This window comes from Pseudomonas sp. S2_B10, assembly GCF_054668425.1.
The window spans coordinates 4,861,233-4,874,788 of the sequence record NZ_CP162768.1 but is presented as its reverse complement, the minus strand read 5'-3'; the positions used below and the strand labels follow the sequence as shown (position 1 = coordinate 4,874,788).

At 54.8% G+C, this 13,556-nt stretch carries 12 protein-coding genes; 7 read left to right on the top strand and 5 right to left on the bottom strand.

Features of this window, described 5'->3' with window-relative positions; all coding sequences use genetic code 11:
* Positions 1-27 precede the first annotated feature (27 nt).
* Genes AB4O45_RS21825 through aroC form a run of 3 tightly spaced genes read right to left on the bottom strand, consistent with a single transcriptional unit; the run spans position 28 to position 2,922 of the window.
* On the bottom strand, positions 28-654 hold the full coding sequence (locus tag AB4O45_RS21825) for a methylthioribulose 1-phosphate dehydratase (protein ID WP_024012225.1): 627 nt from the start codon (positions 652-654) through the stop codon (positions 28-30).
* Positions 651-1,796, bottom strand: a complete 1,146-nt coding sequence (locus AB4O45_RS21820) for an MFS transporter (RefSeq protein ID WP_375123327.1) — start codon at positions 1,794-1,796, stop codon at positions 651-653. Before AB4O45_RS21820 ends, AB4O45_RS21825 begins: the two co-directional genes overlap by 4 nt.
* A gap of 34 nt (positions 1,797-1,830) precedes the next feature.
* Complete coding sequence (aroC, locus tag AB4O45_RS21815) at positions 1,831-2,922, bottom strand: chorismate synthase (protein ID WP_095180813.1); 1,092 nt, start codon at positions 2,920-2,922, stop codon at positions 1,831-1,833.
* 130 nt (positions 2,923-3,052) lie between these two features.
* Here aroC and AB4O45_RS21810 point away from each other — a divergent pair, with 130 nt between their 5' ends.
* Entirely contained in the window at positions 3,053-4,006 is a 954-nt protein-coding gene (locus AB4O45_RS21810; protein WP_056786766.1) for an alpha/beta hydrolase, read from the top strand.
* 99 nt (positions 4,007-4,105) lie between these two features.
* Positions 4,106-4,897 carry a hypothetical protein gene (locus tag AB4O45_RS21805; RefSeq protein WP_056784049.1) on the top strand — a complete coding sequence of 264 codons (792 nt, stop codon included), beginning with the start codon at positions 4,106-4,108 and terminating at the stop codon, positions 4,895-4,897.
* Between the two features lie 58 nt (positions 4,898-4,955).
* On the opposite strand, the gene prmB is transcribed toward AB4O45_RS21805, so the two are convergent.
* Entirely contained in the window at positions 4,956-5,864 is a 909-nt protein-coding gene (prmB, locus tag AB4O45_RS21800; protein WP_016773773.1) for a 50S ribosomal protein L3 N(5)-glutamine methyltransferase, read from the bottom strand.
* Between the two features lie 239 nt (positions 5,865-6,103).
* Between prmB and AB4O45_RS21795 the strand changes: the two genes are divergently transcribed.
* From AB4O45_RS21795 to AB4O45_RS21785, 3 genes are all read left to right on the top strand, one after another.
* Positions 6,104-6,694: a cysteine hydrolase family protein gene (locus AB4O45_RS21795; protein ID WP_016773772.1), complete on the top strand. Its 591-nt coding sequence runs from the start codon at positions 6,104-6,106 to the stop codon at positions 6,692-6,694.
* Positions 6,695-6,825: 131 nt separating this feature from the next.
* Complete coding sequence (locus AB4O45_RS21790; protein WP_041479344.1) at positions 6,826-7,146, top strand: hypothetical protein; 321 nt, start codon at positions 6,826-6,828, stop codon at positions 7,144-7,146.
* Between the two features lie 74 nt (positions 7,147-7,220).
* Entirely contained in the window at positions 7,221-7,778 is a 558-nt protein-coding gene (locus AB4O45_RS21785) for a Smr/MutS family protein (RefSeq protein WP_016773770.1), read from the top strand.
* Between the two features lie 143 nt (positions 7,779-7,921).
* Here the strand turns inward: AB4O45_RS21785 and AB4O45_RS21780 are convergent, their stop codons facing one another.
* Complete coding sequence (locus tag AB4O45_RS21780) at positions 7,922-9,967, bottom strand: acyltransferase family protein (RefSeq protein WP_460160525.1); 2,046 nt, start codon at positions 9,965-9,967, stop codon at positions 7,922-7,924.
* A 659-nt stretch (positions 9,968-10,626) separates the two neighbouring features.
* Here AB4O45_RS21780 and AB4O45_RS21775 point away from each other — a divergent pair.
* A complete protein-coding gene (locus tag AB4O45_RS21775; RefSeq protein ID WP_252887590.1) occupies positions 10,627-12,081 on the top strand; it encodes a hypothetical protein in 1,455 nt (484 codons plus the stop codon).
* Positions 12,082-12,981: 900 nt separating this feature from the next.
* A complete protein-coding gene (gene folE / locus AB4O45_RS21770) occupies positions 12,982-13,527 on the top strand; it encodes a GTP cyclohydrolase I FolE (protein ID WP_205970537.1) in 546 nt (181 codons plus the stop codon).
* The last annotated feature ends 29 nt before the right edge of the window (positions 13,528-13,556 follow it).

The window sequence follows — 13,556 nt, the reverse complement described above, 5'->3', positions numbered from 1 at the left end:
CAGGCAAACGGGCTGTTTCAGATGAACTCAGCCTTGGCGGTTCATGACGCTGCGGGTTTTCAACTCGCATTCAAACAGGAATTCAAAAGCCTCGATCTGCCGCAGCGCGTCGCTCATCTGCGCGCCCCAGGTATAGAGACCATGGCCGCGGATCAGATAACCGACGCAATCGGGATGGGCGTCGAGCCAAGGCTGCACCTTGGCGGCGAGGCGCGCAATGTCCTGATCGTTGTCGAAAATCGGCACACGCACCCGTGATTCGTGGGTGGAAATGCCGCTGAAGGCTTTCTGCAATTCGTAGTCTTCAAATTCGATGAAATCTTCCGGGGTCAGGCGCGACAGCACCGTGGCATTCACCGAATGGGTGTGCAGCACCGCGCCGATTTCCGCGCGCCAACTGTAGAGCTGGGTGTGCAGCAAGGTTTCGGCGGAGGGTTTCTTGCCCGGCTCCAGGCTATTGCCGGACAGATCGGTAGCGAGCACGTCATCCACACCCAACTGGCCCTTGTGCTTGCCCGATACGGTCAACAGCGCTTCGCTCGGCGACAGGCGTGTCGAATAGTTGCTGCTGGTGGCTGGCGACCAGCCACGGCCATATAGAAAACGCCCGGCGTCAACGATCTGCTGGGCGAGCTGTTCACGACTAAGGCTCATGGCCTGTCCTCTTGCATACATGTGGCAATGATAACGGCAGCGGCAAGCGCTGCGAGACTGGCAATACTAAAGGTCAATGTTGCGCCGAGGGCATTCCAGCTGTAGCCGGAATACAGCGCGCCGAGCGCCCCGCCGGTGCCGGCCAGTGCCGCATACAGCGCCTGGCCCTGGCCTTGCTGGCGGGCGCCGAAACTACGTTGCACGAAAGCGATGGCAGCCGCATGAAAGCTGCCGAATGTCGCTGCATGCAACACCTGGGCAAACAACAACACCCAGAGAAACTCCGCAAACGAACCGAGCAGCACCCAACGCAACGCCGCCAGCAGGAAGCTCGCCAGCAGCACCCGGCGCAGGGAAAAGCGCGCCAGAATGCGGCTCATGGCCATGAACATCAGCACTTCCGCCACCACGCCCACGGCCCAGAGCATGCCGATGACGCCACGGCTGTAACCGAGGCGTTCAAGGTGCAGAGTCAGAAAGGTGTAATACGGCCCGTGGCTGACCTGCATCAGCGCGACGCAAGCATAAAACGCCAGCACGCCGGGATGACGCAATTGCTTGAGGAAGCCCTCACCCGTCGGCCGATTGCCTTGCGCGGGCTGCGCATTCGGCACCCACAGGCTGCTGAGAACGATACCGGCCATGATCAGCATCAGTGCCGCCGGGTAGATGTCCAGACTCAGCCATTCGAACAGCCGCCCCAGCACTACCACAGTGATGATGAAACCGATCGAGCCCCACAGGCGAATCTGGCTGTAACGCGAGGTCTGCCCCTGCAAATGCGCGAGGGTGATGACTTCGAACTGCGGCAGCACCGCGTGCCAGAAGAACGCATGCAGGGCCATGACCATCGCCAGCCAGGCGTAGGTCTGGCTGACGAGAATCAGCGAAAAGGTCAGCAACGTGCACACCGCACCGAAGCGCACGATGGCCAGACGCCTGCCGGTGTAATCGCCGAGCCAGCCCCAGATGTTCGGCGCCACGCAGCGCATCAGCATCGGAATCGCCACCAGCTCGCCGATGCGTGCGGCGCTGAAGCCGAGGTGATCGAAGTACAGCGCCAGAAATGGCGCTGTCGATCCGAGCAAGGCGAAATAGAACAGATAGAAACTGGACAGCCGCCAGTAAGGAAGCGCCGCCACGCCGGTTATGCCGCGACGGCTTTGAGCGCGGCCATCAGAGCTGGCCCAGCACCGGCGTGCTCACGCGCACATCGGCGTTCTGCCCACGGTGGCGCAGCAGGTGATCCATCAGCACGATGGCCATCATCGCTTCGGCGATCGGCGTCGCGCGGATGCCGACACAAGGATCGTGACGCCCCTTGGTGATCACATCGACCGGGTTGCCATTCACGTCGATCGAATGCCCCGGGGTGGTGATGCTCGAGGTCGGTTTCAATGCCAGATGCGCAACGATTGGCTGGCCGGACGAGATGCCACCGAGGATGCCGCCGGCGTTGTTGCTGAGGAAACCCTCCGGCGTCAGTTCATCGCGGTGTTCGGTACCACGCTGGGCGACACAGGTGAACCCGGCGCCGATCTCCACGCCTTTGACCGCGTTGATGCTCATCAGCGCGTGGGCCAGTTCGGCGTCGAGGCGGTCGAAAATCGGTTCGCCAAGACCCGGCATCACGCCTTCGGCGACCACGGTGATCTTCGCCCCGACCGAGTCCTGATCGCGGCGCAACTGATCCATGTAGGCTTCCAGCTCCGGCACCTTGTCCGGGTCAGGACTGAAGAAAGCGTTTTCTTCGACACAATCCCAGGTCTTGAACGGAATTTCGATCGGGCCGAGCTGGCTCATGTAACCGCGAATGACGATGCCCTGACTGGCCAGATACTTCTTGGCGATCGCACCGGCCGCCACGCGCATGGCGGTTTCCCGTGCCGAACTGCGGCCACCGCCGCGATAATCGCGTTCGCCGTATTTATGGTGATAGGTGTAGTCGGCGTGAGCCGGGCGGAACAGGTCCTTGATCGCCGAGTAGTCCTTGGACTTCTGGTCGGTGTTGCGAATCAGCAGGCCGATCGAGCAACCGGTGGTGCGACCCTCGAACACGCCGGAGAGGATTTCGACTTCATCGGCTTCCTGGCGCTGAGTGGTGTGGCGGCTGGTGCCGGGCTTGCGGCGATCGAGGTCGCGCTGCAGATCTTCCAGGGAAATCTCCAGGCCCGGCGGGCAGCCGTCGACAATGGCGACCAACGCCGGACCATGGCTTTCGCCAGCGGTGGTGACAGTGAACAACTTGCCGTAGGTATTGCCGGACATGCAGGACGCTCCGTGAAATCAAACCCGAATTCTTGATGCGCGCCAGTATACGCAGGCTAACCGAGTAGTTCATCCTCGAACCTTAGTGGTGCTGGCGAGTCCAACCGGCACCTTGACCAATGATGGCGTGATGATGCTGCGAGTTCTGATCTTGAGTCTTACCCTCTTTACCGGCTTTGCCCAAGCGACAGTCCTACAGCGCCCGGTCACTCTGGACACCGGCAGCGGCGAACTTTTCGGTTCGCTGTTACTGCCCAAGTCCGACAGCCCGGTGCCGATTGTTCTGATGATTTCTGGCTCGGGTCCTACAGATCGCGACGGAAATAACCCCGACGGCGGACGCAATGACAGCCTCAAGCGCTTGGCCTGGGTGCTGGCCAAACACAACATCGCCAGCGTGCGCTATGACAAGCGCGGCGTCGCCGCGAGCCTGGCGGCCGCTCCCGATGAACGTGATTTGTCTGTAGAAGGCTATGCGGCGGACGCAGTGGCATGGGGGCAGAAGCTCAAGGCCGATCCGCGTTTCGGCAAACTGATTCTGCTCGGCCACAGCGAAGGCGCGCTGATTGCCAGCCTCGCCGCGCCGAAGCTGGACGCAGCGGCGGTGATCTCGCTGTCCGGCAGCGCGCGCCCGGTCGATCAGGTAATCCGCGAACAGTTGGCGCGCAGCCTGCCGCCGCCACTGATGCTGCGCAGCAACGAACTGCTCGACAGCCTCAAGGCCGGCCATACCGATGACAACGTGCCGCAGCCGTTGCAGGTGATCTTTCGCCCGAGCGTGCAGCCGTACCTGATTTCGCTGTTCCGTCAGGACCCGGCGCAGGCCTTTGCCCAGTTGAAAATGCCGGCGCTGATTGTCCAGGGCAGCAACGACATTCAGGTCGGCACCGAGGACGCGAAGCTGCTCAAGGCGGCGAAACCGGAAGCGCAACTGACGGTGATCGACGGTATGAATCACGTGCTGCGCATCGTCCACAACGACATGAAGCGGCAATTGGCCTCCTACAAGGACCCGAATTTGCCCCTGGCCGCCGAACTGGGCGCCGCCGTCATCGAATTTATTGACGGAATTCGTGCAAGTTAACTGCGTTTTACCCTCCAGCCTCACAGAAAACGGCCGATAAGCCTTTGTCGCCAGCGCAACGTCTGGCGGCAAGCAGGGCTTGGACAGGATCTCGCCGTTATGACTGAAACCCAGACTTCACCCGACACCAGCGCTGAAAAAGACGCATCGCCAGCGGTCGAACTGCCGTGGGCGGACGTTCAGGCCGAGCACCACAAGATGCTCCGCCTAGCGCCGCTGCAGACCGACCGCAATACCGGCGGCCGGCCGTTGCGCTTTGTCGAATTCGGTTACGCCGAGCGCAACAGCAAAGAGCGCAGCCTGATGCGCATGGCGATCAAGCTGCCCAACCAGCGCGTGCGCAAAGAGCAGAATCATCTTGATGTGTGGGTAGACCACGCGAGCAAACGGGTGAGCTTCGGTCCCGATAGCGGCTTGCAGATTGAACCGCTGAATCGCGGTATCGGCCGCTTCATGGCTGCGCAAGGCATCAATTGGGCGAAAAAGCGCTGGCCCGGCTACACCGTCGACGGCATGGACCTGAACAACAAGGACGCGCTCAACGAAGACACTCGCTTGCGTCGCGACCATTTCCTGCGCGTGCACGGTTTCGATGTGGCTTACGCCGATGCCCAGCATTTGAAAGGCAGCATCAAGGCCGTGCAGGTCGGTGATCTGCTGGGTGACTGGAACAGCGAAAAGCTGCAGATCGTCGAAATTCTTGAAGCCGCGCAGATGCTCCAGCAGGCCGAACAGAACCTGGCCGAGCAGGAAGTGAAACTGAAGAAGCAGGAAGAAAAAGTCAGCAAGTTCAAGCGTGAAGACGCCGGGCTGCGTTTCACCATTACGTGTCTGGTGGCATTTGCGGTGTTTCAGGCGGGGTTGTTGATCTGGATTGCTACGCACCGCTGAGGGCTTGAGCGCGTACTGATCGTTCCCATGCTCTGCGTGGGAACGATCTGTCACAACCTTAGACGCGGGACGCGAACAGGGCCTGATGCGCGCGGCACTGCTCGGCTGTCAGCATGAACACGCCATGCCCACCACGCTGGAACTCCAGCCAGGCGAAATCGACTTCCGGGTACAACGCCTCGACGTGCACCTGGCTGTTGCCCACCTCGACAATCAACAAACCTTTCTCGGTCAGGTGATCCGCCGCTTCGGCGAGCATGCGCCGGACCAGATTCAGACCATCATCACCGCAGGCCAGACCGAGTTCAGGCTCGTGCTGATACTCGTCCGGCATGTCGGCGAAATCTTCCGCATCGACGTAGGGCGGGTTCGACACGATCAGGTCGAAACGCTGACCCGGCAAGCCATCGAAGCCATCACCCTGCACCGTGTAGACGCGCTCATCGACGCCATGGCGCTCGATGTTCTGATTGGCCACTTCCAGCGCCTCGAACGACAGGTCCGCGAGCACTACCTCGGCATTCTGGAATTCGTAAGCGCAAGCAATGCCGATGCAGCCGGAGCCAGTGCACAGGTCGAGAATCCGCGCCGGTTCGTTGCCGATCCATGGCGCAAAGCGGTTTTCTATCAGTTCACCAATCGGCGAACGCGGGATCAGCACGCGCGGGTCGACGATGAACGACATGCCGCAGAACCAAGCTTCACCGAGCAGATAGGCGGTCGGAACGCGATCCTCGATGCGGCGCTTGAGCAAGCGCTGCAGATTGACCAGTTCGTCATCTTCCAGCGCGCAATCAAGATAGCTGTCGGCGATTTCCCAAGGCAGGTGCAAAGCGCCCAGTACCAACTGGCGCGCCTCGTCCCAGGCGTTGTCGGTGCCATGACCGAAAAACAGATCCTCCCCATGGAAGCGGCTGACGGCCCAACGGATGTGGTCGCGCAGGGTACGAAGTCGGGAAGTGATCACGGCGTAGAACTCCAGAAAAAACGACTGGCGATTCTAGCAGCCAAAACGCGCGACGACGACGCAGGAAAAACCGCGTGGTAACGGTAGGAGATTTCTTTTTTTTGCATCAGGCATTGAACGGAACGTGTAACTTGACAAGGCTGCAGGCCAAGAACGACGGCGCCTACGATGGTAGCGATTCACAGAACCGCTCAGCCAGAGGACAATGTCGCAAAAGCCCCACCCCGAGGAGCCCCAGAATGTCCGTTCCAAAAACGATGTTTCAACTCAGCGGCCGCGGTTACGCAGCGGCCACACTGAGCCATGCCACCGTGGTCATCATCGATGCCCAGAAGGAATACCTCAGTGGCCCGCTGGCCCTGAGCGGCATGGACGCGGCCGTCGCGAACATCAAACAAGTGGTTGCCGCAGCCCGTGCCGCCGGTCGGCCGATCGTGCACGTGCGTCATCTCGGCACCGTGGGTGGCCTGTTCGACCCGCAGGGCGAACGTGGCGAGTTCATCCCTGGTCTGGAACCACAGGGTGATGAAACCATTATCGGCAAACTGCTGCCGAGCGCGTTCCATGGCACCGAACTGCTCGAGCGCCTGCAGAACCTCGGCTCGCTGGACCTGATCGTTTGCGGTTTCATGAGTCACTCCAGCGTCAGCACCACCGTGCGCGCGGCGAAAAACCTCGGTTTCCGCTGCACCCTGGTCGAAGACGCCTGCGCGACCCGCGATCTGCCGTTCAAGGGCGGCGTGCTCAGCGCCGAGCGCGTGCAGGAAGCGGAAATGGCGATCATGGCCGACAACTTCGCCACGCTGGCCAAGACTCAGGACCTGATCTGATCCTGCCCTTGCGAGCGGTGCGTTGGCGCCGCTCATCCGCTATATCCGCTGATTTGCCGCAAATGCCATAGCCTCAGGAACAACCCGGTCAACTCCCGGTCGAAGGGCCGATACCATTGAGGAAGGTCGGAATGAAGTTATCCGATGGATTTGACGCACGCCGTTTGCGGCCCAAAGGCCAAAGCAACTGGCGTTTTCGATTTGGCGCGGCGATCTCGGCCATTCTGGCGACGTTCGGCGTGCTGCTGGCGATGGCCGGGGCAGCCAGCCTGCTCGGCCGCCCGCCGGCGCTGGGTGACCTGAACGCATCACCGCTGGGCTCGGCAATCATGCTCGCCGTCGGCTTGCTGTTTCTGTATTTCGGCGTTGCCCTGTGGCGCCGCTGCCGCCGTCGCGCACGGCAATCGCGGGAACTGAACATGGCCCCGCATCTGATGAAAAAACACGACTGACCCAACGGCCTGGCTTTTTGCCGGGCCGTTTTCTGTCGACTTGGGTAAACTGGCCGCCCTTCGCGGAGGCTGACATGCAAGACGACGATTTTTCTCTGTTCAAAAGTGCGATCCAGGGCGTCAAGCCGATCAAGCACGACCGCGCCGACACCGGCAAACCCAAGGCTGACCGCGCGCAGATCGCCAAGCTGCGTCAGTCCGCCACCGTGCGCAGCGACACCACTATCATTGATGGCTTGTCCGACCAGTTCGTGATCGACGTCGGCCCGGAAGACGAACTGATGTGGTCCCGCGACGGCGTGCAGGAAAGCCAGATGCGCAAGCTCAAGGTCGGGCAGATCCCGTTCGAAGGCAGCCTCGACCTGCACGGCATGAGTGTCGAGAAGGCCCGCGAAACCCTTTGGGCGTTTCTCGCTGAGGCGACCAAATTCGAAATCCGCTGCGTGCGCGTGACTCACGGCAAGGCCGTGCGCCTCGATGGCAAGCGGCCAATGATCAAAAGCCATGTCAACACCTGGCTGCGCCAGCACGCCCAAGTCCTCGGCTTTTGCTCCTGCCAGGCCCGTCACGGCGGCGCCGGCGCGGTTTATGTGATGCTGAAACGGACGATGATGGAAGGTCGCGACGAATAATTGCGTTACACCAAATTTGCGGGCTGCGAAAACTTCCACAGATAGTTCGATAGATCTAGAACAGAATCATACCCCGGTTCTAGAAAGCCAAGGCAATAGTAAAAAAGCCCGCATATCTGCGGGCCCGGCTAAAAAAGTACTAACTATTTATCTTCTGCGATATCTTTCATTATCAACGGAACCAACGTCGTCTGCGCAGCATAAACAGAAGCAACTGGAGATAGATGGCTATTATCAAATGTAGTCATTCCAGTTTTTCGATCAGAACCTAAATAAGTTCTGCATCCTTTATCAGTACACAACAGGTCAATCATCGAAACATACTGAAATCCACCCTGCCCATCGCCATACTTGCTTTTGAGCACAGCTTCGGAATCAAGAACATGCTGGACGACGCCATCTTTTAAGTAAGTCGGCGTGGACTCCCAATGTCTCTGTAATATGATCTGATTAAGCCTCCCGTCCCACAACGGGACTGGGCCCATAACAATTACATGCTTGACGCCGTAGGAGGTCAATGCAGTCGCGAGTTGAGGGAGACTGGCGGAGACATCGTGCCAGAGTACCTGACCTATAATTACCACATTAGGCCTTTGATCCTTTATCGTCTGAATCGCAAACTTATTGGATTTTTTGCAATATTCAGTAGTTGAAGCGTCGATTTCCGGAAGGTTAGGCAAACAACCGGAAGTAGCCACACTGAGAACCCCAATCTCTTTAGGTAACTCGTGTGTCACTCCGTAAATATATTGTTGCGCGTGTGAATCCCCCCAAAAAACAAGCTTCTTGGATTTGTCTGACTTGAAACATTTTTCTGCAATATTGGAAACTGGAATATTTGTGGCTGAACCTTTGAGAAAAGCATCCATATTGTACCAGTCACAATCGTACCTGAACTTACCAGGAATGTCCTGTTTCATAAAATATTGCCAATCAGGTTTTACATTTGCAAAGTACTCCGCGAACTGCTCTCTTTCGTCTTGACGAGATGGAAACCCATTTTTAGAAATGGTCGCCGCACCAATACTTATAAACACCAGAGCCCCGCAGATCAGAAGTCTGAACGCTGTGCGACCGGATATTTTTTGGCGCATAGGTATTTCGATACACCTATAGGTCAACCATGCGAGAACTACAGATAAAACTACCATAGCACTGCGCAGTGGGAAGTCGGGTGTGCCTGAGAAAAAAATGTAAGTAAAAGAGAATATCGGCCAATGCCACAAGTAGAGCGGATAGCTGATCAAGCCAATAAAGACCAAGAAGCGTGACGACAATACTTTTTTATTAATCCAAGCGTCAGGCCCTGAAAATATTAATAGTGCTGAGCCTATGACGGGAAGCAGCGCCCAATAACCAGGAAATTGTTTATTTTTATCAATAATAGATACTGCTGTAACGACGAATGTTATACCCACAAACGAGGCCGCATTACGAAGAACCTGAGATCGAATTTTACACGAATGGGGCGATCCGAACACCGTATTGTAAGCTAACAAGCTACCAAACAGTAACTCCCAAACCCGGTATTGAGGTAGAAAAAAAACGCCCGCTGGTGTGTCGGAGATATAAAGCAAGCCGAATCCAAATGAACATAGGCCAACGAATGTTACCGCTATTGCATACGCCAACCTAGATGCGACTTTGGAAAGAACGATTATAGAAATTGGGAAAAAGAGATAGAATTGCTCTTCGACGCCCAATGACCACAAATGCATGAGAGGTTTAGTCTCAACGATTGCGTCAAAATAACCCGACTCGGAATACATCATTAAATTCTGAACAAAACTTAAACCAGCGATCATATGCTTGCAGAGAACTTTAAACTCTGCCCCCATCATGATCACCCAGGCTGCGATAAACGACGAAAGCAGAACTATCAGGAGCGCTGGGAATATACGCCTCACACGCCGCACGTAGAAATCATAGACACTGAAACTATTTGTCGATACACCCTTGAATATAATATTGGATATCAGATACCCGGAAATCACAAAAAATATATCTACACCTACAAACCCACCCGCAAGCACGGTCGGGAACGCGTGATATATAACTACAGCAAGAATTGCGAGCGCTCGCAGCCCATCGATATCGGGACGATAACTTAAAGGTCGAACATAAAGATTATTCTCCCTCTCCGACAAAGCCTCCTTTGAACTCAAATTTTGCGCAGCACTAGAACCCATTAAATTATTTCCTTGTCAAATAATTAGCAGCACATCGCGCTGTAAAACGAAGGCTAAAAAATTGGCGAATTGTACTTTCCGAACGAAATAAATTCCAATAAAATTCAAGATAAACCAATTCCGAACGGCGCCCAACCGCCCTGCACATGATTGCAGACGCTTGAAGCACTAACTTCCAACACCCGCGTGAGCTTCACTTTGCTTTTGATAGTCGGCCGATTATTAGACACCTGTCCATCGATCACCTCGCATCTGCGGCGAAATATGATCACAGGAGCGGCTTGCACGAGCAAAATTCATAGTGCTGTTCCTCCACCCACTGAGCGCGCTCGGTTTCGAGCACAGACCTGCGGACATTCAGCTCCCCGAGCGGCTTTCTCTGGATGCGCTGATCTATTTTGACAAAAATGAGGACAAACCACCAACTCTTCTCTCAGGCCAGTTTTTGGCCACCTGCATCGGATCCTGCGTACGGAGAGAAACATTTCATGCACTGCTAAGCGACGATTCGTCCTCCCTCAGAAAGAAAAGCTCCAGGCAAAACTTATGGTAGGTCGATAAATCCGAAATTTATGCTGTAGAATTTACCAGCACATGCCCAACACCTAAAAGCTCGAGCACGTTACAGAGTTTAAAATTAAAACATCCGGAAATTAAGAATGGACACTGGCAGTTACAAGAAACCACATACTTCTAAAATCAAAACCATGCTTAAAGCCTTTAAGCACCATGAAGAGCTTTCTGCATTTTTTTTAACTTTACTTATTATTTTCACCACCCAATTCTGCATAGGCGCTATTAAATTCGTTGGCGATGCTAACGCCTACTGGCATTACAGCTCTTTCATTCTAGACTTGGATTTTCCAAAAACCATGCGAGGATATTTTTATCCTCTGGTGCTCGCCATTCCAAGATTTATAGCGAATTCGTGGCCCTCGTCCGGCTACATTGGATTTTATGTCATACAAGCGCTACTGTTCTCCTACATTTTTTCCACATTGTTACCCTATGTATTCACACGACTTATCGGAGGGAAACTCTCGATCTCCCGCCGAATACTTCCACCACTTCTCGTTGCGATATTTTTTCCAGGTCTAATGGCCTATCCGCTAAGTGATCTCCCGGCGCTATGCATGATCGTGACGAGCCTTTACCTAGCCTTAAGAGCGTCTAAACAGAAAAACCTGGCCTCATCGTTTCTATTTTTGTTTTTAGCAGGCATCACCGCTTATGGCGCCTACAACATTAGAACAATATATTTGTTCCCATTACTAATTTTAATCCCAATCATCCCGGCATTATTACTGAAGAAAAACAGTCACATCGAAAAACTTCTGCTAACAGCTTCTTTTATTGCCGGAGCGACTTTTGCTTCGTTGCCACAGATAATAATCAACTTTAAACACCTGAACTCGCCGTCACCATTTGTCATAACGGATAACAAAAATACTTCGCTGTACGCCAATCAGTTAAAGTGGGGAGTTACCATACAAAGGTATGAGACTGGATACAACTCAGAAACCGGGGGTATATATCCGATTTATTACATAGACCCTTTGGGCGAGCGTTTATTTGAAAATGCAAATCTTGGCGAAGGCGTTATTACTGTTCCAAAAATCCTTACTGCCATTGTCAATCACCCGCTTTCGTTTTTGCAAATTTATACCAAGCATTTCATCAATGGTATGGATGTCAGAGATCCGGACCCGTACACATCAACATCATCAAAGGATAGAAATTTCCGTTCTTTTACGAGCTTGTCATTGTCTGTACTAGGTGCATTTTTCTTAGTACTCGTGGTTGCCAGATCTGAAACGGGCCGAAATCCTTGGCCTCAAATACTGTCAAAAGTCACTTGGCTCGTTTTATTGTTGCTACCTGTTTTGGCGATCACACCAGGCGCGATAGAAACCAGATTTTTCCTACCATTTCACTTGATAGGCTATTGCGCCATTTCTTACGGTTTCTCAAAAAATCTGAAGAATAAATTTAGCACTAAGGAAGCATTGCTCGCTGTAGTAATATATTTGACATTAGTCTTGTCTTTTTATAACAGCGCTAGAGAGTCAGTGCAACATCCGAATTCAGCTATCAAAAAGGAATATTTTGAATAACGTATTTCTTTAGCCTCTATGTTCAATTGAAGCGCCGATCACATCAGTTGACTGATTCCGTTAAAGGAAAATCGTGGGAACTGAACAACGAGCCGGGCGCACGCTCGCGAGCGCGGTCCTTTTACCGAGAGCCGCAATCCCGTCGTAAGACTTCCCAGACCTCAAGAGGGCTGCCTCAATGATTGTCAGCGGAACGTGGCACAGTTCTAGACAAGGCCAACCTTTATTCAGGGGCTTAGCTTCGTCAGAATTCATCGCTTCGAATACTCCGCCGTCGGTATCCTGGTGCGTCTCCCTGCCCTGAAAGGTGACACTCACGAATCGGCTAAAGCTCCGCAGGGATTGCAATTTCGACCGAGGGCGCAACGCAATGCGCCCCTGGCAGACCTAGTGCCCCCCATGTGCAACAGCCACCTCTTCCACAAGGGGTCGCGGGAACCTCACACGGATGTCCGCCCCCGGCTTGCGCCGCTCCAGTCAGGTGCATGACGACACGCTTCTCCGACAAGCCGATCGTGGTCATTGAGGCGCAAATATCCAATGTCCCACCTATAAGCGCTGAGTGATTACCGTGTTTGGGCTGCCAATCAAGATTTTTGAGTTTGTCTAACACGCAAGAATGACTGGCAACAGCAGCCAAGCGGCCCCTGCTGCACTCAATATCAGGGCCAACTGGCAATACAACTACGTGCATACTTACGCTACCATAAGCCCCATGACATGCATGAACCTCGATTTCATCCCGAATCAGTTTGGCCGTAGCGTGCAAATGCCGCTTCGACTTATGCCCGTTGGATCAATCACATTCATGACTGAAGCGAAGCCGGGGCGCTTGACCAAATCCTGATTGGTACTGACAGGAACCGTCCCTCCTCTAGAACCCATACGGAATAAAGCTCTGTGACACTGGAACAGAATTACACCGCGATTCTCGGCCAATTGGGCGAGGACGTCTCCCGCGAGGGCCTGCTCGACACGCCAAAGCGTGCCGCCAAAGCCATGCAGTACCTCTGCCGCGGTTATGCACAGACGCTCGAAGAGGTCACCAACGGTGCCCTGTTCAGCTCCGACAACAGCGAAATGGTGCTGGTCAAGGACATCGAGCTGTATTCGTTGTGCGAACACCACTTGCTGCCGTTCATCGGCAAGGCGCATGTCGCCTATATCCCGAGCGGCAAAGTGCTGGGCCTGTCCAAGGTTGCGCGGATCGTCGATATGTACGCGCGCCGCCTGCAGATTCAGGAAAACCTCAGCCGCCAGATCGCCGATGCGGTGCAGCAAGTCACCGGCGCGCTGGGCGTGGCCGTGGTGATCGAAGCCAAGCACATGTGCATGATGATGCGCGGCGTCGAAAAGCAGAATTCGTCGATGATCACTTCGGTGATGCTCGGTGAATTCCGTGAAAACGCGGCAACCCGTAGCGAATTCCTCAGCCTCATCAAGTAATTCGCAACAGAAAAGAGCCGGCGTTGATC